Origin of the sequence: Stenotrophomonas nematodicola (assembly GCF_009467805.1) — a bacterium.
GTDB classification, from domain to species: Bacteria; Pseudomonadota; Gammaproteobacteria; order Xanthomonadales; family Xanthomonadaceae; genus Stenotrophomonas; species Stenotrophomonas nematodicola.
In genome coordinates, this window is the sequence record NZ_WIAY01000006.1 from 26312 (window position 1) to 50577 (window position 24266).

The 24266-nt window shown below is 68.7% G+C and carries 22 protein-coding genes; 13 read left to right on the forward strand and 9 right to left on the reverse strand.

The features are described 5' to 3' along the window. Positions 1 to 17: 17 nt before the first annotated feature. On the reverse strand, positions 18 to 455 hold the full coding sequence (locus GDJ08_RS15935) for a winged helix-turn-helix transcriptional regulator (RefSeq protein ID WP_153165255.1): 438 nt from the start codon (positions 453 to 455) through the stop codon (positions 18 to 20). 77 nt (positions 456 to 532) lie between these two features. Here GDJ08_RS15935 and GDJ08_RS15940 point away from each other — a divergent pair, with 77 nt between their 5' ends. From GDJ08_RS15940 to GDJ08_RS15975, 8 genes are all read left to right on the forward strand, one after another. Then, the gene (locus tag GDJ08_RS15940) at positions 533 to 1702 is read left to right on the forward strand and encodes an MFS transporter (protein ID WP_153165256.1); all 1170 of its coding nucleotides are present in this window, start codon (positions 533 to 535) and stop codon (positions 1700 to 1702) included. Between the two features lie 43 nt (positions 1703 to 1745). Further along, the gene (locus GDJ08_RS15945; protein WP_153165257.1) at positions 1746 to 2651 is read left to right on the forward strand and encodes a LysR family transcriptional regulator; all 906 of its coding nucleotides are present in this window, start codon (positions 1746 to 1748) and stop codon (positions 2649 to 2651) included. 92 nt (positions 2652 to 2743) lie between these two features. Then, positions 2744 to 3397: a DsbA family oxidoreductase gene (locus GDJ08_RS15950; protein ID WP_136006934.1), complete on the forward strand. Its 654-nt coding sequence runs from the start codon at positions 2744 to 2746 to the stop codon at positions 3395 to 3397. Positions 3398 to 3428: 31 nt separating this feature from the next. Beyond that, positions 3429 to 4457 (forward strand): cyclase family protein, encoded by a 1029-nt coding sequence (locus GDJ08_RS15955; protein WP_017356861.1) that lies wholly within the window; start codon positions 3429 to 3431, stop codon positions 4455 to 4457. Between the two features lie 126 nt (positions 4458 to 4583). Continuing rightward, positions 4584 to 5192, forward strand: coding sequence for a translesion DNA synthesis-associated protein ImuA (imuA, locus tag GDJ08_RS15960; RefSeq protein WP_153165258.1), 609 nt, complete (start codon positions 4584 to 4586; stop codon positions 5190 to 5192). Between the two features lie 9 nt (positions 5193 to 5201). Beyond that, positions 5202 to 6620 carry a Y-family DNA polymerase gene (locus tag GDJ08_RS15965; protein WP_153165259.1) on the forward strand — a complete coding sequence of 473 codons (1419 nt, stop codon included), beginning with the start codon at positions 5202 to 5204 and terminating at the stop codon, positions 6618 to 6620. Continuing rightward, the gene (locus GDJ08_RS15970; protein ID WP_153165260.1) at positions 6617 to 9718 is read left to right on the forward strand and encodes an error-prone DNA polymerase; all 3102 of its coding nucleotides are present in this window, start codon (positions 6617 to 6619) and stop codon (positions 9716 to 9718) included. The genes GDJ08_RS15965 and GDJ08_RS15970 overlap by 4 nt, the downstream gene beginning before the upstream one ends. 141 nt (positions 9719 to 9859) lie before the next feature. After that, on the forward strand, positions 9860 to 10366 hold the full coding sequence (locus GDJ08_RS15975; protein WP_026071027.1) for a hypothetical protein: 507 nt from the start codon (positions 9860 to 9862) through the stop codon (positions 10364 to 10366). On the opposite strand, the gene ptsJ is transcribed toward GDJ08_RS15975, so the two are convergent. Beyond that, on the reverse strand, positions 10333 to 11655 hold the full coding sequence (gene ptsJ, locus GDJ08_RS15980) for a MocR-like B6 salvage transcription factor PtsJ (RefSeq protein ID WP_153165261.1): 1323 nt from the start codon (positions 11653 to 11655) through the stop codon (positions 10333 to 10335). The two genes, GDJ08_RS15975 and ptsJ, sit on opposite strands and share 34 nt — an antisense overlap. A gap of 58 nt (positions 11656 to 11713) precedes the next feature. Here ptsJ and GDJ08_RS15985 point away from each other — a divergent pair, with 58 nt between their 5' ends. From GDJ08_RS15985 to GDJ08_RS15995, 3 genes are read left to right on the forward strand one after another with little or no spacing between them, the layout of a single operon-like run. Further along, entirely contained in the window at positions 11714 to 12499 is a 786-nt protein-coding gene (locus GDJ08_RS15985) for a YggS family pyridoxal phosphate-dependent enzyme (protein ID WP_153165262.1), read from the forward strand. Beyond that, positions 12496 to 13200 (forward strand): glutamine amidotransferase, encoded by a 705-nt coding sequence (locus GDJ08_RS15990; protein WP_017357154.1) that lies wholly within the window; start codon positions 12496 to 12498, stop codon positions 13198 to 13200. The genes GDJ08_RS15985 and GDJ08_RS15990 overlap by 4 nt, the downstream gene beginning before the upstream one ends. Next, positions 13197 to 13433, forward strand: a complete 237-nt coding sequence (locus tag GDJ08_RS15995) for a hypothetical protein (RefSeq protein WP_026070944.1) — start codon at positions 13197 to 13199, stop codon at positions 13431 to 13433. Before GDJ08_RS15990 ends, GDJ08_RS15995 begins: the two co-directional genes overlap by 4 nt. A 71-nt stretch (positions 13434 to 13504) precedes the next feature. Here GDJ08_RS15995 and GDJ08_RS16000 read toward each other — a convergent pair whose 3' ends face one another. Further along, the gene (locus tag GDJ08_RS16000) at positions 13505 to 15682 is read right to left on the reverse strand and encodes a hypothetical protein (protein ID WP_153165263.1); all 2178 of its coding nucleotides are present in this window, start codon (positions 15680 to 15682) and stop codon (positions 13505 to 13507) included. Positions 15683 to 15996: 314 nt separating this feature from the next. On the opposite strand from GDJ08_RS16000, the gene GDJ08_RS16005 reads away from it, so the two are divergent. Continuing rightward, on the forward strand, positions 15997 to 16368 hold the full coding sequence (locus GDJ08_RS16005; RefSeq protein WP_017357151.1) for a hypothetical protein: 372 nt from the start codon (positions 15997 to 15999) through the stop codon (positions 16366 to 16368). 6 nt (positions 16369 to 16374) lie between these two features. On the opposite strand, the gene map is transcribed toward GDJ08_RS16005, so the two are convergent. Both map and GDJ08_RS16015 read right to left on the reverse strand, forming a co-directional pair. Beyond that, on the reverse strand, positions 16375 to 17175 hold the full coding sequence (gene map / locus GDJ08_RS16010) for a type I methionyl aminopeptidase (RefSeq protein WP_017357150.1): 801 nt from the start codon (positions 17173 to 17175) through the stop codon (positions 16375 to 16377). After that, on the reverse strand, positions 17172 to 17384 hold the full coding sequence (locus GDJ08_RS16015; RefSeq protein ID WP_017357149.1) for a ParD-like family protein: 213 nt from the start codon (positions 17382 to 17384) through the stop codon (positions 17172 to 17174). Before GDJ08_RS16015 ends, map begins: the two co-directional genes overlap by 4 nt. Positions 17385 to 17523: 139 nt before the next feature. Here GDJ08_RS16015 and GDJ08_RS16020 point away from each other — a divergent pair, with 139 nt between their 5' ends. After that, positions 17524 to 17907 (forward strand): hypothetical protein, encoded by a 384-nt coding sequence (locus GDJ08_RS16020; protein ID WP_153165264.1) that lies wholly within the window; start codon positions 17524 to 17526, stop codon positions 17905 to 17907. A gap of 22 nt (positions 17908 to 17929) precedes the next feature. Here GDJ08_RS16020 and GDJ08_RS16025 read toward each other — a convergent pair whose 3' ends face one another. The 4 genes from GDJ08_RS16025 to GDJ08_RS16040 are packed head-to-tail and all read right to left on the reverse strand — an operon-like array spanning position 17930 to position 24005. Next, positions 17930 to 18832: a cation diffusion facilitator family transporter gene (locus GDJ08_RS16025; protein ID WP_017357147.1), complete on the reverse strand. Its 903-nt coding sequence runs from the start codon at positions 18830 to 18832 to the stop codon at positions 17930 to 17932. Positions 18833 to 18860: 28 nt separating this feature from the next. Next, on the reverse strand, positions 18861 to 21149 hold the full coding sequence (locus tag GDJ08_RS16030) for an Orn/Lys/Arg family decarboxylase (protein ID WP_017357146.1): 2289 nt from the start codon (positions 21147 to 21149) through the stop codon (positions 18861 to 18863). 21 nt (positions 21150 to 21170) lie between these two features. Then, positions 21171 to 22520 (reverse strand): arginine/agmatine antiporter, encoded by a 1350-nt coding sequence (gene adiC / locus GDJ08_RS16035; RefSeq protein ID WP_017357145.1) that lies wholly within the window; start codon positions 22518 to 22520, stop codon positions 21171 to 21173. Positions 22521 to 22571: 51 nt separating this feature from the next. Then, a complete protein-coding gene (locus tag GDJ08_RS16040; RefSeq protein ID WP_153165265.1) occupies positions 22572 to 24005 on the reverse strand; it encodes a DcaP family trimeric outer membrane transporter in 1434 nt (477 codons plus the stop codon). Between the last annotated feature and the right edge of the window lie 261 nt (positions 24006 to 24266).

A 24266-nucleotide genomic window follows, 5' to 3' on the forward strand; every position in this document is an offset into this window, starting at 1 on the left:
ATCCGGGGCGGATCGCGTCAGCCCACAGGCTTGATCACCACGGTCTGCGCACTGCCGACCACCCGCCCCTGCAGGTCGCGCGGAAGCAGCGGTGCCAACGGTTCCCCGCCCTCACGGGTGTGCAGGACCGAGCGCGCTTCGCCATCGGCGAAGCAGAACCCTTCGCCCCACTGGCGCAGCGCCACCACCAGCGGAAACAGGGCCTGGCCCTGGTCGGTCAGCGCGTAGTGGAGGTAGCGACCGCCATCGGGAGACGGCTGCTGGACCAGGATGCCGGCATCGGTCAGCGCCTGCAGGCGCTGGCTCAGCATGCTGCGCGACATCCCCAGGCTGCGCTGGAAATCGCTGAAGCGCTGCACGCCATCGAAGGCGTCGCGCACGATCAGCAGCGACCAGCGGTCGCCCACCACGTCCAGCGCACGGGCCACCGGGCAGGTCGGATTGGGAGTGTGCATGGCGGCGCTCCGATTTGATGGTTTCATTTTAGAACCATAAGACCCAGAATCAACTGGTTCTATTTTGAGACCAAAAGATGTCCGCTTCTGCAACCTGTCCCCGTACCGCCTCGCCGCTGATCCTGCTGTTCGCGTGCGCTGCCGGCCTGAGCGTCGCCAATGTCTATTACGCGCAGCCGCTGCTGGACGCGCTCGCCGCCGACCTGGGCATCGGCACCGCCCGGATCGGCGCGGTGATCGCCGCCACCCAGCTGGGGTCCGTGGCCGCATTGCTGTGGCTGGTGCCGCTGGGCGACCGCCTCCGCCGTCATCGGCTGCTGGCCGTCCAGAACGTTGCGCTGGTGATGGCCCTGCTCGGTGTGGCGGTGGCCGGCAGCGCGACGACGCTGCTGCTGGGCATGCTTGCGGTGGGCCTGCTCGGTACGGCCATGACCCAGGGTCTGATCGCCTACGCCGCGGCTGCCGCTTCGCCACACGAACGGGGCCGCGTGGTGGGTGCGGCGCAGGCCGGCGTGGTGATCGGGCTGCTGCTGGCGCGCGTGGTGGCCGGTGCGGTGGCTGACATCGGCGGCTGGCGCGCCGTGTATGGGCTGTCGGCCGGGTTGATGGTGATCACCGGCGTGCTGGTGTGGCTGCGCCTGCCGCGGCTGGCCGTGCCCGCAGCGGTGCCGCGTGTGTCGCTGCCCGCGCTGCTGCGCACGCAGCCGGTCCTGCGCAGGCGCGGCATGCTGGGACTGCTGATGTTCATCGCATTCGGACTGTTCTGGAGCACCGTGGCGCTGCCCTTGAGCGCACCGCCACATGCGCTGGGCCATACCGCCATCGGCGCCTTCGCACTGGTCGGCCTGGTCGGCGCGCTGGCTGCGGCACGCAGCGGCCACTGGAGCGACCAGGGCCACGCCGGGCGCGTGTCGGGCGCGGCGTTGCTGCTGTTGCTGGTCAGCTGGATACCGCTGGCCGCGCTGCCCGTGCACCTGGGCTGGCTGGTGCTTGGCGTGCTGCTGCTGGATCTGGCGGTGCAGGCGCTGCATGTGACCAACCAGAGCCTGATCCTGGCGGCCGCCCCGCAGGCCCAGGCACAGGCGATCGCAGCCTACATGCTGTTCTATGCGGCCGGCAGCGGCATCGGCGCCGTGGCCGGCAGCGCGTTGTATGCCGCGCACGGCTGGAGCGCGGTCTGCGGTGCCGGCGCCGTGGTATCGGGGGGGGCGCTGATGCTGTGGGCGCGCGCCCGGCGCAGTCCATAAGCGCTTCGCGCTACGCTGTACAACGATGAGAACGAGAGCTGTCGTGGATTCCTTCACCCTGATGCGCGCCTTCCGGCGGATCGTCGAACGCGGTGGCCTGGCGCGCGCCGCCGAGGATCTGGGCATGTCGGCGGCCGGTCTGAGCAAGCAGCTGCGCACGCTGGAAAGGCACCTGGGCGTGGTGCTGCTGCAGCGCACGACCCGCCGCATGAGCCTGACCGACACCGGCCATGCCTACTACGCCGAATGCTGTCGCCTGCTCGATGCGCTGGACGCACTGGAGCGCGGCATCGCCGAACAGCATGGCCAGGTCGGCGGCCGCCTGCGGGTCAATGCCCCGCTCTCGTTCGCGGTGAGCACGCTGTCGCCGCTGCTGCCGCGTTTCCTTGCCCTGCATCCGCAACTGGCGCTGGACCTGGTGATGGAAGACCGGGTGGTCGATGCCGTCGGTGAAGGCTTCGATGTGTCGCTGCGGCTGCGCGCGGACCTGGACGACTCCCGCCTGGTCGCGCGCCGGCTGGCCTCGCTGCAGCAGGTGCTGTGCGCGGCACCGGCCTACCTGCGGCACCACCCGGCGCCCACCACCGTCGAACAGTTGCGCGAGCATGCACTGCTGGCCTACAGCCTGTCCGACTCGCCCGGCAGCTGGCCATTGCAGGGGCCCGATGGGCGCATCAGCGTGCCTCTGCCAACCCGCGTCAGCGCCAACAACAGCCTGCTGCTGCGCGAGCTGCTGGTGGCCGGGATGGGCATCGGCGCACTGCCCTCGTTCCTGGCGGCGCCCTTGCTCGCCAACGGCCAGCTCCAGCAGGTGCTGCCCGACCACCGGTATCCGCCGCGCGTGGTCCACGCGATCTATCCCACCCAGCGCCACCTGCAACCCAAGGTGCGCGCCTTCATCGATTTCCTGCTTGAGGCACTCCCTCAGGCCGAGGGGCTGGATTACTGACACCCGGCGAAAACTGAGCTGCCTGGCCACGGCTGTTTCGCCTGCCGTGCGCTGCCTAACCTGCGTTCTCCCCCGCTGAACCAGGTTCTGCCATGTCTTCTTCCCTTCCCCCCGCCACCGCATCGCGGCCGGTGGTCGAGTTCTTCCACGACGTGGTCTGCGGCTGGTGCTTCGTGCTCGCGCCACGGTTGGCCCGGGTCGCGGCCGAACTGGACATCCAGGTACGGCACCGCAGCTTCGTCCTGCAGGACTCGCGCACGGAGATGATCCGGGTGTTCGGTTCGATGGCCGATGCCAAACGGATCATCCTGACCCATTGGGAGGAGTGCGCCGCGCAGGAGGACATCCCGCGCATCGACGTGGACGGCATGCGCGCGACCTCGTTCGACTACCCCTCCGGCTGGCAGGGTGCGCTGGCCTGCCAGGCCGCCGCGCTGCTGGGCGGCAACACCGCACACGGCACGATGTTCGATGCCATCCAGTGGGCGCACCTGCACCAGCACCGCAACATCGGCGATGTCGAGGTGCTGCTGGACATCGCCGAAGCGCTGGGCCATGCACGCGGCCGTTTCGCCGGGTACATGCGCGGCCCCGTCGCCCATGAACGCGTGCAGTCCGACCGTGCCCGGGCACGCGATCTCGGCATCCGCTCCATTCCCACCGTGATCGGCGCCGACGCGCTGCGCCTGCAGACCCTGCCATTGCCGCAGCTGCGCCAGGCGTTGGCCGCGCTGGTCCACGCCTGAGTTTTTCCGCCCCACTGCAAGGAGTTTTCCCATGTCGCTTCACCCTCTCGCCGCCGCACTGGGCCTGCTGCTCGGCGCGCTCGCACTGCCCGCTGGCGCCCACCCGTCGGTGCCGACCGAACGCGTGCCATCCGGGCAACAGGTCGGCATCAGCCCCTGGGGGCCCACCGATGAGATCGGCCGGCTCAACCTGATCACCGACGCCTCGCGTGCGGCGATCCTGTCGCGCGTCACGGGCGGCAAGGTCTATGACCTGGCGACCGACTACTACGTCGGTATGCCCAGCTGGCAGGACGCCGGCGACCCGCACTACCAGTTCTGGATGACCCACACCCCGCAGGGCACGGTCATCGACGATCCGATGGGGGTGGGCGAAACGATGAACAGCACGCGCAGCTACACCGGCACGGCGTTCTCGATGTACAGCCACACCGGTACGCATATCGATGCGCTCAACCACTTCGGCATCCACGGCCGTATCTGGAACGGCTTCGAGGCCAGCCGGCATCTCGGGGACCGCGGCTGGAAAGTGACCGGCGTAGAGAAATTCCCTCCGCTGGTGGCGCGGGGCGTGCTGATCGACGTCGCCGGTGCCAAGGGCGTGGCGATGCTGCCGGACAACTACCGGGTCACCCGCCAGGATCTCCAGCAGGCCCTGCGCCGGCAGAAGATCGACCTGCGCCAGGGCGACATCGTGCTGATCCGCACCGGGCGCATGCAGCTGTTCGACCAGCCCCGGGCCTATATGGCCAACCCGCCGGGCATGAGCCTGGATGCAGCCCGCTTCCTGGTGGAGGACGGCGGGGCGATGGTGGTGGGCGCCGACAACCTCAGCTTCGAGACCTTCCCCTCCGAAGTGGCCGATGACTACGTGCCGTTGCACACCTATCTGCTGGCCCAGCAGGGCGCCCCGATCATCGAGCTGGTCGCGCTGGATGCGCTGGCCCGCGACCGGGTCTACGAGTTCGCCTTCATCGGCGGGCCGCTGAAGATCCGGGGCGGTGACGCCGCGCCGCTGCGCCCCGTCGCGCTGCCGGTGCGCCCGGACGAAATTCATTAGCAATTTGACTCATTGGCGGTAGGATTGTCGGTATCAGCCCTTGACACCGTCCTTCCCGATACTCGCCGCCATGCCCCTGTTCCGTGCCCGCCCGCGCCTGTTCCAGCCCTCCCGGGAGGCCCGCTGATGGGCGCGGCCCGGGCCCTGGAAGACCTGCTGGCCAGCCGCCAAGTCTGGCGCGGGCAGCCGCGCACGGCGCCGGTCGAGGCCCCCCACCCCACCGGCCATCCGGCGCTGGACGCCCGCCTGCCGGGCGGCGGCTGGCCCCCCTCGGCCCTGTCCGAGATCCTGCTGTCCAGCCCGGGCCAGGGCGAGCTGGGGCTGGTCTGGCCGACCCTCGCGCGGCTGAGCCAGCAGCAGGCGGTGGTGCTGGTCGCCCCGCCGTGGCAACCGCATGCCCCGGCCTGGGCCGGCGCCGGGCTGGCGCTGGACCAGGTCCATATCGTCCGGGCCACCCCGCGCGAGGCGCTGTGGGCAGCCGAACAATGCCTGCGCTCGGCCGCCTGTGCGGCCGTGCTGTGCTGGCCACAGGGCGATGACCGTGCCCTGCGCCGGCTGCAGGTGGCCGCCGAAACCGGCCAGTGCCTGGGCTTCGCCTTCCGTGATGCCCGCCAGGCCCGCAATCCGTCCCCGGCCGCCCTGCGCCTGCAGGTCGACGATGGCCAGGTGCAGGTCCTCAAGTGCCGTGGCGGACGGGCACCGGCCCACCCGCTGCCGCTGTCGCTGGCGCATTGAGCCGCCGCCATGCAGTGGGCCTGCCTGTTGCTGCCGCAGTTGGCGCTGGATACCGCGTTGCGCCAGCAGCCCGATCCGTCGCTCGCGCTGGTGCTGGTCAGCGGACCGGCACAGCGGCGCATGCTGCATGCGGTCAGCCCACGCGCGCGGCAGCTCGGGCTGCGCCGCGGCATGCTGCTGTCGGCCGCGCAGGTACTGACCGGCGAGCTGGTCTGCGTCGAGTACGATCCGCGCGCCGAACAGGCCACCCGTCAACTGCTGGCCAGTTGGCTGTACGGCATCAGCTCGCAGGTGAGTCTGGATTTTCCGCATGCGCTGGCCCTGGAGGTCGGTGCCAGCCGCGCGCTGTTCGGCGATTGGCCGGCGATTGAGCAGCGCCTGCACGAAGGCCTGCAGGAACTCGGTTTCCGCCATCGTCTGGTGGCCGCGCCCAATCCCTACGCCGCCTGCGTGCTCACCCACCTGCACCCGCGCCTGGGCGTGGACGACAGCCACCTGCTGGCCGCCCTGGACCCGGTGCCGATCGAACGCAGCGGCCTGCCCGTCGATGCCGTCACGGTATTGACCCGCTCGGGCCTGCGTACGCTCGGGGCCGCCTTCGCGGTGCCGCGTGACAGCCTGGCGCGGCGTTTCGCGCCGCAGGTGCTGGCCCATCTGGATGCCCTGCGCGGCCTGCAGTCTCCGCTGCTGCGCTACTTCCAGCCCCCCGACCGGTTCGATGCGCGGATCGAGTTCGAGTACGAGATCGACTCCACCCAGGCCCTGCTGTTCCCGCTGCGTCGCCTGACCGCCGACCTGGCCGCCTTCCTGTGCTCGCGCGATGGCGGCGTGCAGCAGTTCGACCTGTGGTTCGAGCACGACGGCCAGCCCGACACCCGCCTGTCGATCGGTCTGCTGGCACCGGAGCGCGACCCGGCGATGCTGTTCGAGCTGGCGCGCAACCGGGTGGATCACCTGGCACTGCCCGCCGGCAGCCGCGGCCTGCGCCTGCAGGCCGAGCGCCTGCCACCGTTCGTACCGGCCGCCCGTGACCTGTTCGACCCGCGCCCGCAGCAGGCCATGCCGTGGGAGCAGGTGCGCGAACGCCTGCGTGCACGGCTGGGCGACGACGCCGTGCAGGGCTTGGGGCTACGCGCCGACCACCGCCCGGAACGCGCCAGCGGCGATGCCGACGCCACCGGCAAGGCATCGCCGCCGGTGGCGTTGCCCCTGCGCCCCGGCTGGCTGCTGCCGCAACCGCAGCCGCTGCATGATCCCCATCTGCGCGTGCTCTCCGGGCCGGAGCGGATCGAGTCGGGCTGGTGGGACGCGGGCGATGTGCGCCGCGACTATTACGTGGTGGAAACCGCGCAGGGCCAACGCGGCTGGGCCTACACCGCGCCCGACGCCAGCGCCGGCCCATTCATGCTGCACGGCTGGTTCGCATGAACCTGCCTCTGCCCGACTATGCCGAGCTGCATTGCCTGTCGGCCTTCAGTTTCCAGCGCGGTGCCTCCACCGCCGAGGAACTGTTCGCGCGCGCCCGGGACCAGGGCTACCGGGCCCTGGCAATCACCGACGAATGCTCGCTGGCCGGCATCGTGCGCGCCTGGCAGGCCGCGCGCCGCCACGGCGTGGCGTTGATCACCGGCGCCGAGTTTCAATTGGAGGATGGCCCGCGCCTGGTGCTGCTGTGCACCGACCTGGCCAGCTATGCCGCGCTGTGCCAACTGATCACCACCTGCCGCCGGCGCGCGACCAAGGGCACCTATCGCTGCCTGCGCGACGACATCCAGGGGCTGTCCGCCAACCTGCTGTGCCTGTGGGTCGACCGCAGCCCCGATCCGGCCGATGCCGGCTGGCTGCAGGCCTGCTTCCCGCAGCGGCTGTGGCTGGCAGTGGAGCTGCACCGAGAGGCCGACGATGAAGCGCGCCTGCGCGTGCTGCAGCAGTTCGGCCAGACCCACCGGATTCCGCTGGTGGCCAGCGGCGATGCGCACATGCATGTGCGCCGCCGCCGCGCCCTGCAGGACACCCTCACTGCCATCCGCCACCATTGCACACTGGCCGACGCCGGCTGGCGCCTGTTCCCCAATGGCGAACGCCACCTGCGCAGCCGCCAGGCGCTGGCCCTGCTGTACCCCACCGCGCTGCTGGAGGAAACCCTGCGCATCGCCGCCCGCTGCCACTTCGACCTGTCGCAGCTGCGCTATACCTATCCGCGCGAACTGGTGCCAGCCGGGCACGATCCGGGGAGCTGGCTGCGCGCGCTGGTCGAGGACGGCATGCAATGGCGCTGGGGCGAGCGCACCACACCGGCCCAGCGGGCACAGATCGAACACGAACTGGACCTGATCGCAACCAAGCAGTACGCGTCCTACTTCCTCACCGTGCACGACATCGTGCGCTTCGCGCGCAGCCAGGAGATCCTGTGCCAGGGCCGGGGGTCGGCCGCCAATTCCTCGGTGTGCTACGTGCTGGGCATCACCGAGATCGATCCCAGCCACATGGAGCTGCTGTTCGAACGCTTCATTTCCGCCGAACGCGACGAACCGCCGGACATCGACATCGATTTCGAACACGAGCGCCGCGAGGAAGTGCTGCAGTACGTGTTCAACCGCTACGGCCGCGAGCGCGCCGCGCTGACCGCCGTGGCAATCAGCTACCGCGGGCGCAGCGCCGTGCGCGATGTGGCCCGCGCGCTCGGCCTGCCACCGGACCAGGTCAACGAGCTGGCCGCCTGCCTGGACCGCTGGAGCAGCCACGAACCGCTGCCCGACGCGCTGCGCGAACGCGGTTTCGACCCGGACACGCCGCTGATGCGGCGGGTGGTGGCGCTGACCGCCGAACTGGTCGATTTCCCCCGCCATCTGTCCCAGCATCCCGGCGGCTTTGTGATCTCCGAACATCCGCTGTCCACGCTCGTGCCGGTGGAGAACGCGGCCATGCCCGGGCGCACCGTGATCCAGTGGGACAAGGACGATCTGGATGCCACCGGGCTGATGAAAGTGGACTGTCTGGCACTGGGCATGCTCACCGCCGTGCGCAAATGCCTGGCACTGCTGCAGGCGCATGGCGAACCGCCGATGAGCATGGCCACCATCCCGCCCGACGACGTCGCCACCTACGACATGATCTGCCGCGCCGACACCCTGGGCGTGTTCCAGATCGAATCGCGCGCACAGATGGCGATGCTGCCACGGATGCAACCGCGCTGTTTCTACGACCTGGTGATCGAAGTGGCAATCGTTCGCCCCGGTCCGATCCAGGGCGACATGGTGCATCCGTATCTGAACCGGCGGAAGCAGCTCAAGGAAAGCGGCGTCGAAGAAATCGACTACCCGCCGGCGCTGCACAAGGTATTCAAACGCACCCTGGGCGTGCCGCTGTTCCAGGAGCAGGTGATGCAGCTGGCCGTCGCCGCAGGCGGTTTCAGTCCCGGCGAGGCCGATGCGCTGCGCCGCTCGATGGCGGCCTGGAAACGCCACGGCGGGTTGGAACCGCATCGGGACAAGCTGCTCGCCGGCATGATCGGCAACGGCTACAGCCGCGACTACGGCGAGCGCCTGTTCGAACAGATCAAGGGCTTCGGCAGCTACGGCTTCCCGGAAAGCCATGCCGCCAGCTTTGCGCTGATCACCTATGTCAGCTGCTGGCTCAAATGCCACCACCCGGCCGCGTTCGCCGCCAGCCTGGTCAACAGCCAGCCGCTGGGGTTCTATACGCCCGACCAGATCCTGCAGGACGCGCGCCGCCACGGCGTACCGGTACTGCCCGTGGATGCCTGCCACAGCGCATGGGACTGCACGCTGGTGCCGCCGGCCGTGGCCGGTGCCGGGTTCGGCATCCGCCTGGGCCTGCGCATGATCGACGGCTTCAGCGAAGCGGTCGCCACCGCACTGGTGCAGGCACGCCAACGCGAGCCGTTCGAGAGCGTCGCCGACCTCAGCCAGCGCGCCCGCCTCGATCGGCGCCACCAGGGCCTGCTGGCCGATGCCGGCGCGCTCAAGGCACTCAGCGGCCATCGCCATCGCGCGCGCTGGGAGGTCTCCGGCGTTGAGAAACCGCTGCCGCTGTTCGCGCAGGCGCGCGCCACCGCCGAAGCCGAGGTGGCGCTGCCCGCTCCCACCGCGTTCGACGACATGCAGGCCGACTACAACAGCACCGGCACCACACTGGGCCACCACATGGTGTCCTTCGTCCGCCCGCAGCTGCAGCAGCAGCGCTGCCTGCGCTCGGATGAACTGGCCGCGCTGCCACACGGCCGCAACGTGCGCTTTGCCGGGCTGGTGCGCATGCGGCAGCGTCCGCAGACAGCCAGCGGGGTCACCTTCCTGACGCTCGAAGACGAATGCGGCATGGTCAATGCCGTGGTCTGGCGGCGCATCGCCGACCGCCAGCACCGCGTGCTGGTGGAAGCGCGCCTGATGCAGATCGATGGCCGGCTCGAACGCGTGGACGGCGTGCAGCACCTGATCGTGCGGCAGATGCAGGACATCGGCGGCCTCATCGACGGTGTGCGCACGCACAGTCGCGACTTCCACTGACGCCTCCATGCGGCATGCTGTGATGTATCGCGATGCATTCGTTCATAACGTGACGTGCATCGCTTCGATGCGGCATTTTCCGACTGGTCGCCGCGCGAAGCTTTCGGTATCGTCGGCGCTTTCCAAGGACTCGGAGAAACCATGTCGCGCGCGCTCACCCTCACCACCCTGGTGGTTGCCAGCCTCGCGCTGGTCGTGTCCAGCTGGACCGCGTTGGCGCTGCACCAGAGCCAGGCGCGCGATCGCGTGATCACCGCGCGTGGGTTGATCATCGAAGATGGCACCGGCCAGGCCCGCGTGATCCTTGGCGCACCGGTGCCCGATCCGCTCAGCAAAGGTGTCTCGCAGGGACCGCGCGCCTCGCCGCTGTCCGGCCTGATCCTGATCGGCGCGGACGGTTCCGAGCGCGGCGGCTACGGCACGGCCGATGTCGGCGACGAAGCCATCCTGACTCTGGACGACGCCACCGGCACCACCGAAGTGTTCAAGGTCACCGCCAATCCCGACCGTGGTGCCACGCTGGTGATCAAACACCAGAACAGCACCGGCGCGATGCTGACCTCATGGCAGGGCAAACCCGAACTGATCTTCGTGGGCGACAACGGCCAATCGCACTACGTGCGGCCGAGCACTCCCAGCGCGCCCTGAGCCTGCAACGCCTGCTGCAGGTCCACCGCCAGACGCCGCGCATCGGCCGCGCTCAGGCTGGCCGTGGTGATGCGCACGCCATGCACACCCGGCTGCACCGCGAATACCTCGCCGGCGCGCAACTGCCAGCCGCGCTGGGCCATCGCCAGTACCAGCGGCTGGCTGTCCTGTGCCAACGGCAACCACAGATTCAGGCCATCCATCACCGCCGGTGTCGCGATGCCGCGCTCGCGCAGCGCGGCCTGTACCCTCTGGCACCGCTGGGCGTAATCGCGCCCGGCCTTGGCCACGCGGGCCAGCACCCGGGCCGAGCCCAGCGCCGCCGCCGCCGCGTCCTGCAGCAGATGGCTCACCCAACCGGTCCCCGGTGCCAACCGCAGGCGCAACCGGGCCGCGGTATCGGCATCGCACCCCAGCAGCGCCAGCCGCAGGTCCGGCCCCAGTGACTTGGACAGCGAGCGCACCAGCGCCCAGCGCTGTGTGCCCGGCGGCAGCACCGAGTGATATGGCTGCTGCGACAGGCCGGCGAAATGATCGTCGATCAGTACCAGCACCTGCGGATACCGCTCCAGCACCTGGCGCAGCGCGCGGGCGCGACGCGCGCTGATGCAGGCGCCGGTAGGATTGTGCGCACGCGGGGTCAGCAGCACCGCGCGGGCGCCCGCCTCCAGCGCGGCGGCCAGCGACACCGGCTGCATGCCTTCCTCATCGATCGACACCGCAACCGTGGCGTGCCCGGCCGCCCGCAGCGTATTGAGGCTGCCGAGGAAGCACGGATTCTCCACCGCCACGCGGTCGCCGGGCAGCAGCCAGCCGGCCAGCACGCGCTCGATGGCGTCCACCGCGCCGTGGCTGAGCTCCAGCGCATAGCCGGCCGGGCAATCCGGGTCCAGCTGCGCCCGTGCCAGCAGCGCCAAGGTGGGGTCGAGCGTCGGTGTGCCGTACAACCGCGGCGCACGCGCAGGCAGCAGCGCGCGCAGATCCGGCAGCCACTGCGGATCGGGATTGCCGCTGGACAGGTCGAACAGTGTCGTCCCCGCCGCACTGCCTTCCTGTGCCGACGCTACAGGACGTGCGGCCACCACGGTGCCACGGCGACCCTGGGTCACGGCCAGTCCCGCGGCATCCAGCCGCTTGTAGGCGGCCGCCACCGTGTTGCGGTTGATCGCCAGCTGCGCGGCCAGTTCACGCACCGGCGGCAGGCTGCTGCCTGGCGGCAATGCCCCGCTGAGGATCTGCTGGCGGATGCTCTCGAAGACCGCAGCGGCGGTCTGGCCCGTGATTTTCATTTTGTCCTATGCCAATATACGGTTCGTCCCGTGACAGTGTTGCACACCGGAGTCCCCCATGCCCCTTGCCCCACCCGACTGGCCGCAGGCCACCACCGTCGACGAGATCGCGCACAACCTCGACGTGGTCCGTCAACGCATCGCCCGCGCCTGCGCCCGCGCCGGGCGCGACCCGGCGGGCGTCCGGCTCCTACCGGTGAGCAAAACCGTCGATGAAGCCCGCCTGCGCCTGGCGTGGCAGGCCGGCTGCCATGAGCTGGGCGAGAACAAGGTGCAGGAGGCGCAGCGCAAAGCCGCTGCGATGGCCGACCTCGCCGGTCTGCGCTGGTCGGTGATCGGCCATCTGCAGACCAACAAGGCGCGCGACGTGGCACGCTTCGCCAGCGAGTTCCAGGCGCTGGACAGCCTGCGCGTTGCCCAGGCGCTGGACCAGCGTCTGGCGCTGGAACAGCGCACGCTGGACGTGTTCGTGCAGGTCAATACGTCCGGTGAGGCCAGCAAGTACGGGCTGGACCCGATCGCGGTCGCCGATTTCGTGCAGCAGTTGCCCGCCTTCCCGCACCTGCGCGTGCGCGGGTTGATGACTCTGGCCGTGTTCTCCCCCGACCCCGCACAGGTGCGCCCCTGCTTCGTGCGCCTGCGCGAACTGCGCGATCGCCTGTCGCCGCAGCTCCCGACCGGGGTGAGCCTGGATGCCCTGTCGATGGGCATGTCCGGCGATGTCGAGATCGCCATCGAGGAAGGTGCCACGGTGGTCCGCGTCGGCCAGGCCATCTTCGGCGCGCGCAGCACTCCGGACAGCCTTTACTGGCCCGCCCCCGCAGCAGCAGGGCCTGCGCCATGATGGCGGCGCCACAGCGCCGCGCCGTCGCCATCCGGCACGTCGCGTTCGAAGACTGCGGCACGCTGGGCACCGTACTGGCCGGACGGGGCTGGGAGCTCCAGACCCTGCAGGCCGGCATCGATCCGCTGGACGCCGCTGACACCGCCGATCTGCTGATCGTGCTGGGCGGACCCATCAGTGCCAACGACACCGATACCTACCCGTTCCTGCGCCTGCAGCTGGCACTGCTGGAGCGCCGCCTGCGGCAGCAGCGGCCGACCCTCGGCATCTGCCTGGGTGCGCAGCTGATCGCGCGCGCGCTCGGTGGGCGGGTCGCGCCGATGGGCGCCCGGGAAATCGGCTTCGCCCCGCTTTCACTCACCGATGCCGGCATGGCCTCGCCCCTGCGTGCGTTGGCCGGCATTCCGGTGCTGCACTGGCATGGCGAGACGTTCACGTTGCCACCCGGCGCACAGCGTCTGGCAGCCACAGCGGCATGTGCGCAGCAGGCGTTCGCCCTCGGCACGCACGTGCTTGGCCTGCAATGCCATCCGGAACTGGATGCGCGCCGCACCGAGGCCTGGTTGATCGGCCATGCCCACGAGCTGCACGCTGCCGGCATCGATCCGCGCGTGCTCCGCGATCAGGCGGCACGCTACGGCGCACCGCTCGCTGCCGCCGCACGCGACCTGTTCACCACGTGGCTGGAGGCATGCGCATGAGTGGCTACCGGCTGATCATCCATTGCCACGGTGTGCGCTGGGGCCAGTTCGACAGCGACGGCCCGGGCGCGCGCGACCACCTGGTGGCGCTGGCCGGTCGCCTGCCCGCGCAGGATGGCTTTCACCTGCAGTGGCAGCAGGCCGTGGGCGAACAACGGGTGCTGCATAGTGGTCCGGACGGACTGAAGGTCCTGAGCAGCGCGCCGGTGTACCGGGACATGACGGCCCCCTGAGCTCCATCGCCGGTCGCGGGGCACGCAGCCGCGCACCGTCGCGCGCACCCAGCGCGTCCGCAGCCGGCGCGCTAGGGCGCCGGTGCGGTCGCCGGCAACACGCGCGGCTGCTGCTCGTACCATTCACGGGCGCCGGCCAGGTGCCACTTGCGCTGCTGGCCATCCAACTCGATTCCTGCCCCGAGCACGCCCCACCGCAGGTACAGGTTGCCGCGCCGCTGCGCGCGGGCCAGGTCCAGCCGCGCGCGCAGCGACAGCCGTTCGTTCTCGGCCTGCAGGTCATCCACCCACAACTCGCCGCTGCGCCAGCGCAGTTGGCCACTGGCCTGGACCTCGCCGGAATCGAGCAGGCCCAGTACCCAGCGCGGATACGCACTGCGTTCGGCGAACACCCCCAGCAGCGGCCCCGCATCACGCAGCCGCAGATCGGCCTGTGCGGTGACCTCGAACGGTGCGGCCGCATCGATGTGGCCCTGGCGCAATGCCACGGTGCCCCACCAGTTGGCCGGTGCGCTGGCATCACCGACGCGGATGTTGCGCAGATCCACCGTGGTGCCGGCCAGGTCGAACTGCCGGGCGTCGAAGTCGGCCCGACGTACCCGTGCCTTCAACTGCGCGTCGCCACGCATCGCCAGGCCGGCCACCTGCAACTGCGCACCTCGACCGCGCAGGTCGGCGCGACCGGTACCCACCCGGCCGGCCGAATCCAGTTCGACATCGCCGCTGAGCAGGCCGGTGCCACCGAGCAGACGCACATTGTCGCCCTCCAGATAGCGGTTGTAGGCGGTCAAGTCCGGCACCCGCGCATCGTTGAAGCGCAGGTGCGCACGCATGCCGTCACGCAACTGCTGCAGCCGCGCATCGCCACGCAGCGTCAACGCCATGTCGCGACCGTCGAACAGCAGCGCCTTCGGCGTGGCCGCCGGTGCCGCGCGGAACCGGGGAATCTCAACGTCCAACTGCGCCTGCGCGGGTGCGCCTGCGACGATGCGGCCGTGCGCGTTGGCGTCGCCCTGCAGACGGACCCCGGCCACTTCGGCCACCGCGGCCACCTGCGGAATATCCAGCGTACTGCCCGGCGCGAGCTGACCTTCGGCAATCTTCAGGTCGCCTTCCAGCAGCCCTCCCCCGTCCAGATGGAACCACGGCTTGCGCACGAACAGGTCGGCGATCCAGTTCAGGGACTGGAACTGCCAGGCGCCACTGACCTGCCCGGACAGCCGCGGCAGCAGGTCCGCCGGCGCCTGGAACGGAATGCGCCGCCCGGTCACGCGCAGATCGGCGTGCAGTTCACTGCCGGTCTCCGGGTCACGTGGCAGCCGCGCCTGCACGCGCATGTCCTGCGCCACATCCAGCTGCAGCGACAGCAGACCGCGATCGGTGGCATGCACGCCGGCATGCACCGGCACCCGCCAGACCACCCGGCTGCCCGGCTGCAGCACGCCACGATCCATCGTCACGTCGGCGTTGAGCCGGGCATTGGAGGGCATGCTGCCGACCTTGATGTGCGCACCGGCCGTATCCAGACGCAGCCCCTGGCTGCGCGCATCGATCCTGAGCTGCGCCCAGGTAATGTCGAACTTGCGCAGCCCCGGTGCCTCGTCGCGGTAATGACGCGGGTAACGGAACCGCGCCTCCAGGTGCGCGTCGTCCAGCACCTTGACGCCATCGAAGGTCACTGCGGCCCGGTCGAACGCCGCGGTGGAATCGAACAGTTCCGACGGACCGCCGCGCAGCTGCTTGAGGAAACCGACCGTGCCACTGCCCTGGCCGGTGACCAGCAGCTTTCCGAAGCGCCCGCTGCGGATGCTGTCGCTGTGGATCGCGTCGAAGCGCAGGGTCCAGCCGCGATCACTGCGTGGCGGCGGCGGAATCGCCGCGTCAACACGTTCCACCTCCGATTCCACGCCGCTGGCGTCGATCCGCGGGATGCGCACTTCGCGGCGGAACAGCGCCGGCAGCGCGATCCAGGCACTGGCCCGGTCGGCGCGGAAGATGTACACGGTGCGGTTGGCCTGGCCGCGCATGCGCACGTTCCAGACGATGGCGTGTCCCGGCACCAGGGTCAGCGCCGCGCCGGTCTGCATGGCGAACTTCTCCGGCTTGCGGTTGGTGACCGCGTCGAACAAGGGCGTGTTGAGGAAGACATTGCCGGCCACCAGATACAGGGCATACGCCACCAGCAGCGACAACAGCGCCACGCGCCACGGACGGGGCCAGCGGCGTACGCGCTCGGGAATCAATGGCATGGGCAACGGCAACCGGCAGCAGGAACAGCCCCTACTATCGGCACCGGGCCTGCGGCGGCACGTGAAGGTGCGCTGTGGCTGCCCAACGTCATGGCTGCCCGGCATGCGGCCACGGGCGACCTGGTGCGCCTGTTTCCCGAGTGACGGATCGACCCGATGCCGATGCATGCCGCCTCCCCCGAGCGGGCACGTGAGCGCCAGACTGCGCGCCTTCATTGAATGCGTCGCCGGACGGATGGGACACTGGGCGCCGGTCGATCGCCCGGGTGCATCCTGACCGCGCCCGCCACGACCCACCTCGACAGGAACCCTCCATGCATCCCCGCCTCCGCATCGCACTGCTCGCCCTGTTGGGCACCGTACCGGCCCTTGCACAGGCACAGCACGCCGAACCTGCGCAGGACCTGCCGCTGACAGCGCTGCTCGGCTGCCATTTCGGCTACGCGCAGCAGCACCATCGAAGCACCGCCAGCGCCACCGAGATCGCGCTGGCGGCGGCCTCGCACTGCGACGCCGCACTGCAGGCGGCCGGTCTGGATACCTACCGGCGCGCGCTGGAAGCAGGCCTCCCGGTTGACGATGCGGAGGCCTCCCGCCAGGCGATGATCGAGGAAATGCGCGCGATGCTGCCCGGCTTCACCATCGACAAGGTCATCCAGGCCCGCGCCGCGGCCGGCGATCCCTGAGCGTGCTCAGCGTGGCAGTGGGCGATGACCGGCGTATCGTCCCAGCGTGTCCCGCTCGTCGCTACGCAACGTCAGCACCTCTACCCCGTCGGCGGTCACCAGCACAGTGTGTTCGGCCTGGGCCGACAACCGGCCGTCGCGCGTGGTCACCGTCCAGCCGTCCTCGCTGATGTCGATGCCCGCCCGGCCCTGGTTGATCATCGGTTCGATGGTAAAGGCCATGCCTTCCTCCAGCGCCAGGCCGTCGCCACGGCGGCCGTAGTGCAGCACCTGCGGCTCTTCATGCATCTCGCGCCCGATGCCGTGGCCGCAGAACTCGCGCACCACGCTGTAGCCGTGCGCCTTGGCGTGCTGTTGGATGGCAAAACCGATATCGCCCAACGTCGCGCCCGGCCGTACCACGCCGATGCCTTTCCACATCGCCTCGCGGGTCACCCGCACAAGCCGACGCGCCGCGTAGTCCACCTCGCCGATCAGATAGGTCTTGCTGGAATCGGCGATGTACCCGCCTTTCTCCAGGGTGATGTCCAGGTTGACGATACTGCCGGCACGCAGCACGTCCGCAGCCGATGGCACGCCGTGGCAGACCACGTTGTCGATCGAGCTGTTGAGCACATACGCGAAGCCGTACTGGCCCTTGCTGGCCGGGCGCGCGTGCAGCCGGTCAACAATGAAGTGTTCCACCCAGTCGTTGACCTGCAGCGTGCTCATGCCTTCCAGCGGCAACCGGTCCAGCGCCTCGAACACCGATGCCAGCAGCCGACCCGCTTCGCGCATCCGCTGCTGTTCGTCGGGCGTCTTGATCATGCCGGCACCGCCGGCAGCAGGCCGGGATCGACCCCGGCGGCGCGCAGCTCGCGGCTGACGATCTCCTGATAGCTCAGGCCGGGGTTCATCTCGCACAGCATGCCGATACGGATCCAGAACCCGGCCTGGGCGTTGATCGAGCGGCCGGACACGCCGCTGGCGCGGCGCAGGTTGTCGTGCAGCGCGTCGTCGATGTTGACGATGCCCATACAGGCGCTCCAATACGAATAGGATATACACCATATATGTTCCATATATGCCGTGCAATACCGCAGCCGATGCGGTCGCCACCGCCACCGGTCCGTGCGAGGATGCCGCCGACGGCAACGCCCCGAACGGAGGAACGCAATGCGCAGGATGCTCCTGGTGTCATCGGCCGCCGTGGCGGCGCTGGCGGCGGGCGTGGCGCTGGTCGGCTATTCGCCATCGGCCTGCGGCTGCGTGAGCCCGATCGACACGCTCACCCACAGCGCCGGGCTCGACCTGCCCGGCATTCCCGTGCCTGCGGCAACGATAGAGGCCGGCCTCAACCGCACCATGCGCGGCCGCTCGGCCGATCCGGCATCCACCGACTTCCTCTATTACCGCTGCCGGTCACCGTCGGCGGATCGCCTCGTGTGCAGGGTGCCTGTCGATGAATCCCCCTTGCTCACGCGCGGATTGGACGTGACCTATCACACCGTCCAGGGCCGCATCAGCCACGTCAGCGTGCGCCGTTCGATCTGGCTGTAGCAGTCGCTGTACCCGCTCCCCTTCAGGTCCACGCCGGGTCGGCGGTGAAATCGATGGTCAGCCAGAATTCGCTGCCGCGAGCGTCCAGGCGCGCGGCGATCTCGTCGCGCAGCGCGTCCACGCTGCCGATGGTGCCGATGACCGTGTCCGGATGGGTCAGGATGTGGATCTCGACAAACCGCATGCGCCCCATCTTGGCGACGTGGCTGGTGAAATCCAGATAGCCGTGTTCGGCCACGAAGTCCTTCATCACCGCCTGCACGCGCGCGTCCAGGGTGTCCGGCGCCACCTGCAGCACCTCGCGCATGGCCTTCCAGGCACTGCGCAGCGGCACCGGCAGCACCGCCAGGCTGATCGCCGCCAGCACCAGCGGGTCCAGATAGGGAATCCAATGCGCATGGTCGCCGCCGCGCAGCAGCAGCGCCAGCGCGAACGCCAGCACCACGGCCAGGCTCATCAGGCCGCTCAGCAGCCAGGCGCGCACGTCCAGCCACAACAGCGCCGACTGCAGCCGCATCGCCCGGGTGCGCACGAACGCAGCCATGCCCAGGTTGCTCACGCACAGCACGGCCGCCCACACCAGGGCAGGCCCGGCTTTCACCTCGTGGCCGCCGGTGGTCACGCCGATCACCGCATTGGCCAGTGCGTAGATGCATGCCAGCGACAGGATCGCCCCGCCGAGGGCCTCCACCATCGGCTCCAGGTGCCAGTAGCCGTACTGGAAGCGCGGGCTTTCCTCCCGCGCCACCAGCCGCAGCACCGACAGTGCCACCAGCGTCAGCGCCACATCCACCAGGCTGTAGACCCCGTCGAACAGGATGGCCTGCGATCCCACCAGCAGGCCACCGCCGAAGCCGACGGCGCTGACGGCCATCGTCATCCCGATGGAGAGTTTGAGGACCCGCTGCTCGCGTGCTGTATCCATCGCTTGCCGAGGGTCCGTCGCGCGGGCGTCAGACCTTCAGCACCTCCACCTTGTAGCTCGGCGTATCACCGTCACGATCGATGATAAGCCCGTGCACGTCCGACTCGAAGCCCGGGAATCGCGCATTCTGTTCGCGGGCGATGCGCAGCGACTGGATGATCGGCTCGTCGGTGGCACCGAAACGCTCACCCGGCATGATCGTCGGGATGCCCGGCGGGTACGGCACCAGCATGGTGCCGGCGATGCGGCCGCTGATCGCCTCGATATCGACCCGCTCGATCTGCCCGCGCACCAGGTGGTCGTAGGCCTCGGCCGGCGTCAGCACCGGCTCGGGCAGGTCCACGTACATCTCGCGCATCACCTGTGGCACGGCGAACTCGCCATTGAAGGCATGCAACGCCTGGCACAGGTCGCGCAGTCCCCAGCCCGCGTACGCCTGCGGGTAGTCGGCGACCAACTGCGGCAGGGCGCGGCTGAGCGGCGCATTGCTGTCGTAGAGCTCCTTGAACGCCATCAGTTCGGTCACCAGCGTGCTCCACTTGCCCTTGGTGATGCCCATCGAGAACAGGAACAGCACCGAGTACAGGTTGGTCTTCTCCACCGTAATGCCGCGCGTCCACAGGAACTTGCTCAGCACCGCGGCCGGAATGCCGCGCTGCCCCATCTCGCCGTCCATCGACAACCCGGGGGTCAGCAACGTCACCTTGATCGGGTCGATCAGCACATAGTCCTCGACCAGGCCATCGAAGCCGTGCCAGTGCGCGCCAGGCTGCAGATACCACTCCTCGCGCTTGGCCACCATCGGCGCCGGGGCGTCGCCCTTGGCCAACGAACGCTCCAGCTTGTCCGGCTGCCACACACTGAACCACCAGTCGTCGCGACCGAGGTCTTCTCGCACGTGCAGCATGGCGCGCCGGAAGGCGATGGCCTCATCGTGCATTTCCTGCACCAGGGACTCGCCGGCCGCCCCTTCCATCATCTTCGAGGCCACGTCGCATGCGGCAATCACCCCGTAATGCGGGCTGGTGGTGGTGTGCATCATGAACGCTTCGTTGAAGCGCTCGGCGTCGAGTTCGCGGCTGGCCGCATTGCGGACATGGATCATTGACGCCTGTGAGAAGGCAGCCAGCAGCTTGTGCGTGGAATGCGTGGTGAAAATGATCGCATCCTGCTCGCGCGGCTTGCCCTTGGCCATGCCGTAATGGTTCTCGTAGAACGGATGGAACGCCGCATAGGCGTACCAGGCCTCATCGAAATGCAGGAAGTCCACCGCGCTGCCGATCTCCTCGGCAATCTTCTCGGCGTTGTAGCACAGCCCGTCGTAGGTGGAATTGGTAACCACCGCGATGCGCGGCTTGGAGCCGGCCTTGTAGGCCTTGCTCGCCAGCGGGTTGGCGGCAATCGACTGCTGCAGCGCCTCAGGCGTGAACTGGTCCAGACTGATCGGCCCGATGATGCCGTGCGCATTGCGGCTGGGGGTGAAATAGACCGGGATGCCACCGGTCATGATCAGCGAGTGCAGCAACGACTTGTGGCAGTTGCGGTCCACGAACACCACGTCGCCCCGGCCAACGGTACCGTGCCAGACGATCTTGTTCGCGGTAGAGGTGCCATTGGTGACGAAGAACGTGTGGTCGGCGCCGAAGTTGCGCGCGGCCTCGTTCTCTGCGGCCTTGATCGGGCCGCTGTGATCGAGCAGCGAACCCAGTTCGGGAACCGAGATCGACAGATCGCTGCGCAGGGTGTTCTCACCATAGAACTGGTGGAAGGCCCGACCCACCGGCGACTTGGTGAAGGCCACGCCACCGGCATGGCCTGGCGTGTGCCAGGAGTAGTTCGACTCGGCGGCGTGGTGGATCAGCGCCTTGAAGAACGGCGGCAGCAGATTCTGCATGTAATCTTCGGCCGCGCGCATCACCTGCCGCGAGATGAAGCTCTTGGTGTCCTCGAACAGGAACACGTAGCCGTGCACATACTTGAGCAGCTTGCTGGGTACCTTCTCGATGGTGCGCCGCTCGCCATACAGGAACACCGGCAGGTTGCCGCGCCGCGCGCTCTGCTCGCGCAGGAAGCCGAGCAGCCGCTGGAACTGCTCGGGCTTGTCCTCGGTACCGTCAATGGAAATCAGCACCGCCGAAGCGGCCACATACGTGCGCGCACCGGCCTGTGCATCGGCCAGGGTCAGGCCGCACAGCACGCGCTGGTCGTTCTTGCGCAGCTCGTCAACCAGCGCGCGGATCAGGATGCCACCGATGCGCGGAGACTCGTAATCGTCGTCGATGACGATGATGGGGTAATCAAGCGACTTGAAGTACACAGGCATTCTCCTGGGGCAATGTCACGAAATCCTGGGGTTGCTCACCGCGTCCAGCGCCGGCAGCTGGCCGCGCTGGCGGCGGCGCTCCTCGCTGAAGAACGGATAGAACACGGTGATGAACAGCACGAACAGGAAGGCGTACTGCACGATGCTGCCCGACGAGCCGAAGATCGCCCACAGGCAGTACACGACGGTAATGCTGGTCAGCGCCCAGAACGCGCCGGTATGGACCAGCGTGTGCGAGCGCTCGACCACGAAATAGCAGGCCACGCAGGAATAGATGTAAGGCAGCAGGGTCAGCACGACGGCAGCGGAGGTGATCACATCGAACTGTGCCGATGCGGTGGCCGAAGTGGAGGTCACCAGCACCGCCAGGGTCATCAGCACTGCCACGATCAGCACGCCCTTGACCGGTACGTCATCCTTGTTGGTCCGGCTGAAGATACGGGGGAACAGGCCATCGTCCGATGCCGCCTTTGCGCTCTGCGCGGTCAGCAGGATCCAACCGCCGAGCGAACCGGCCGCGCCGATGAAGGCGCACAGGCTCACCGCCGCACCGCCCCACCCGCCCACCGCGTTGGCTGCGGCCAGCGCGAACGGCGCGTCGGACACCTGCAGTTCGCCGTTGGGCACCATGCCCATGATCACCGACGAGCTGGCGATATAGGCCACCGCCGCCAGGAACACGCCGGCCAGCGTGGCGCGGGCAACGTTCTTTTCCGGGTTCTCCACCACGCCGGCGGTGACCGACGCCGACTCCACGCCGATGAACGCCCACAGCGTCAACGCCGCCGCGCTGGACACCGCGCCGAAGTTGGACTCACCCGACACATTGTAGGCGCCCTTGAAAATGGCCGGATCGAAGAAGAACCAGCCGAAGATCGCGATGCCCAGAATCGGCACCAGCGCGAAACTGGTGGTCACGGTCTGCAACCGGCTGACAAAGGACGGCCCGATCACGTTGGCAAAGCTCAGCGCCCACACCAGTGCGAGCACCGCGATGCAACGCGGCAGCGGCTCGGACAGGATCGGGAAGAAATAGCTGAAGTAGCCCACCGCCGCAATCGGAATGGCCACATTGCCGATCCAGTTGGCGAACCAGTAGATGGTGTTGGTCTGGAAGCCCATGTACGGGCCGAACCAGTCGCGCGCGTAGGCGTACGGACCGCCGGCCTTGGGCGCCAGCTTGCCGAGTTTGGCGAACACGAACGCCAGCAGCAGCGCGCCGGCGGTGGTGATCAGCCAGCCCCAGATCGACGCCGTGCCGATCTTGGCCAGGCTGGAGGGCAGCAGGAACACCCCCGAACCCATCATGTTGCCGGCCACCAGGAAGGTGGCGCCGACCACCCCGATTTTCTTCGCTTCTGCCATGACGGTTTCTCCTTTGCCAGGCATGGGCCCGGTCGCGCCGGGCATGAGGGTTTACTTGATGAAGTTGTATTGCAGGCTGCCCTGCAGCCGCACCGTGTCCGCGCGTTGTCCGTTCTGCTGTTCCAGTTGGCCGTACAGCAGCTCCATGCCCATCGTCCAGGACGGAGCCGGACTCCACAGCAGGTTGAAGACCCCGTAGCGGCTCTGCCGGAAGGCGTCGGCCGCCAGCGCGTCATTGCGACCGCTGGTGAGCTGGCCATAGATCAGGTTCGACCGCCACAGCGGGGTCCAGTAGTGCGTATAGCCGACGAAGCCGCCATAGAGCGACAGCGCCTCCAGGCGGCCATCGGCGGTGACCACGGCGTCCATGCCCGACCCGGTGAGGTCGGCGGTATAGCGTCCCAGGCCTTTGCCGCCCAATGCACCGAACAGCAGCAGATCCTGCTCGCCCACCGACGCCGATCCGCTCAACTGCACGCCACCGCCGAAACGACGCCCATCGCCGTCATCGCCGTCGTAGCCCAGGCTGCGCGCCACCGCGCCGAGCTGCAGATGGCCCCAGTCGCGCTCCATGCGGGCGGTGACGGTGACATCGGGCAGCCGGTCCACCGCCATCATCCCCTCTGCCGGCGCGCTGAGCTGTGTGTCCGGGTCTTCGGCGGCCACGGTCAGGGTATTGCCCTTGCCCATCGCGATGCTGTGGTGGATACCGGCTACCAGCAGATAGCCCGCGCCACCCGGCCCGGCGAAATCGAGGGTATCGGGCAGGCTGTCGGCGTCCATGAAGGTGGAATAGCCATACCCGGCGTAGGTGTTGCCCAGCTGGCCGTAGGCGTGGCGCAGCCGGAACTGGTAGCTGTCGCTGCTGCCGAAGAAGTCGTTCTCCAGGTAGAAGCGCAGATTGCCGTGCGTGGTGGGTCGCCGTGCTTCGAAGCTGAAACGGGTCTGCTTGGCGTGCAGCGTGAAGTTGGACACATCGCGGTGCGCGCTGCCCACCGGGATGGACGAGGTGACAAACTGTTCCTGGTCACCGGCCGCACGCGCATCGGCGATCGCATCCAGTTTGGCGTAGCCGCCAATGCGGATCAGCGTATCGGTGCCTGGTACCGCGAAGAAGCCTTTCAGATCGGGGTCCGTCGGTCCGGCCGCACTGTCCGGGCGCGAGGCGGCACTGGACGGATCGGCCACCGAATCGCGCTGCGGCAGAATCGCCTGCCCGCTGCCGGGGACATGCGTTGCGCCGCCGGTCGGCGTGGGCAAGGAAGCCACCGTGCCTGCGTCAGGCACCACACGTGAGGATGTCACTGCGGCGGGGGCCGCCGGGGTCGGCGCCGACTCGATCGCATTCAGGCGCTTTTCCATCGCGTCCAGCGTCTGCCGCAGCGACCGGATCTCCTGGCGCAGCGTCTCGGCCGAATCCTGTGCGTGGGCCGGGACAGCCACCAGCGCGAGCGTACCTGCCAACGTCAACACACCCAGGCGCATTGCGTCCTCCATGAATCACAGACAGTGCTGCCCGTCGACGTCGCCAGGCGACGAAGCAGGGTCCGGCGCGGGATTCCCTCCTCATCCCGGATCGCGTGTCGCGTTCGGCACGAATGCCAGCGGCTTGAGTACCAGCCGCTGGGTGAGGAGCTCGTGAATGGTTGCCGACGCGTCGATGACAGTCGCGCCGTGCGACGCACAGCACGCAAAACGTCTGAGGAATACCGCATGCGCTACAGACTAGTGCGCGCCGGATTTTTT

Coding starts and splice junctions, on each gene's coding strand:
- GDJ08_RS15940 (WP_153165256.1), top strand. CDS start 533: ATGTCCGCTTCTGCAACCTGTCCCCGTACCGCCTCGCCGCTGATCCTG.
- GDJ08_RS15965 (WP_153165259.1), top strand. CDS start 5,202: ATGCAGTGGGCCTGCCTGTTGCTGCCGCAGTTGGCGCTGGATACCGCG.
- GDJ08_RS16040 (WP_153165265.1), bottom strand. CDS start 24,005: ATGCGCCTGGGTGTGTTGACGTTGGCAGGTACGCTCGCGCTGGTGGCT.
- GDJ08_RS15985 (WP_153165262.1), top strand. CDS start 11,714: ATGCCCCTTGCCCCACCCGACTGGCCGCAGGCCACCACCGTCGACGAG.
- imuA (WP_153165258.1), top strand. CDS start 4,584: ATGGGCGCGGCCCGGGCCCTGGAAGACCTGCTGGCCAGCCGCCAAGTC.
- GDJ08_RS16000 (WP_153165263.1), bottom strand. CDS start 15,682: ATGCCATTGATTCCCGAGCGCGTACGCCGCTGGCCCCGTCCGTGGCGC.
- adiC (WP_017357145.1), bottom strand. CDS start 22,520: ATGGCAGAAGCGAAGAAAATCGGGGTGGTCGGCGCCACCTTCCTGGTG.
- GDJ08_RS16005 (WP_017357151.1), top strand. CDS start 15,997: ATGCATCCCCGCCTCCGCATCGCACTGCTCGCCCTGTTGGGCACCGTA.
- GDJ08_RS15955 (WP_017356861.1), top strand. CDS start 3,429: ATGTCGCTTCACCCTCTCGCCGCCGCACTGGGCCTGCTGCTCGGCGCG.
- GDJ08_RS16025 (WP_017357147.1), bottom strand. CDS start 18,832: ATGGATACAGCACGCGAGCAGCGGGTCCTCAAACTCTCCATCGGGATG.
- ptsJ (WP_153165261.1), bottom strand. CDS start 11,655: ATGAAAATCACGGGCCAGACCGCCGCTGCGGTCTTCGAGAGCATCCGC.
- GDJ08_RS15990 (WP_017357154.1), top strand. CDS start 12,496: ATGATGGCGGCGCCACAGCGCCGCGCCGTCGCCATCCGGCACGTCGCG.
- GDJ08_RS16020 (WP_153165264.1), top strand. CDS start 17,524: ATGCGCAGGATGCTCCTGGTGTCATCGGCCGCCGTGGCGGCGCTGGCG.
- GDJ08_RS15975 (WP_026071027.1), top strand. CDS start 9,860: ATGTCGCGCGCGCTCACCCTCACCACCCTGGTGGTTGCCAGCCTCGCG.
- GDJ08_RS15935 (WP_153165255.1), bottom strand. CDS start 455: ATGCACACTCCCAATCCGACCTGCCCGGTGGCCCGTGCGCTGGACGTG.
- GDJ08_RS15970 (WP_153165260.1), top strand. CDS start 6,617: ATGAACCTGCCTCTGCCCGACTATGCCGAGCTGCATTGCCTGTCGGCC.
- GDJ08_RS16015 (WP_017357149.1), bottom strand. CDS start 17,384: ATGGGCATCGTCAACATCGACGACGCGCTGCACGACAACCTGCGCCGC.
- GDJ08_RS15995 (WP_026070944.1), top strand. CDS start 13,197: ATGAGTGGCTACCGGCTGATCATCCATTGCCACGGTGTGCGCTGGGGC.
- GDJ08_RS15950 (WP_136006934.1), top strand. CDS start 2,744: ATGTCTTCTTCCCTTCCCCCCGCCACCGCATCGCGGCCGGTGGTCGAG.
- map (WP_017357150.1), bottom strand. CDS start 17,175: ATGATCAAGACGCCCGACGAACAGCAGCGGATGCGCGAAGCGGGTCGG.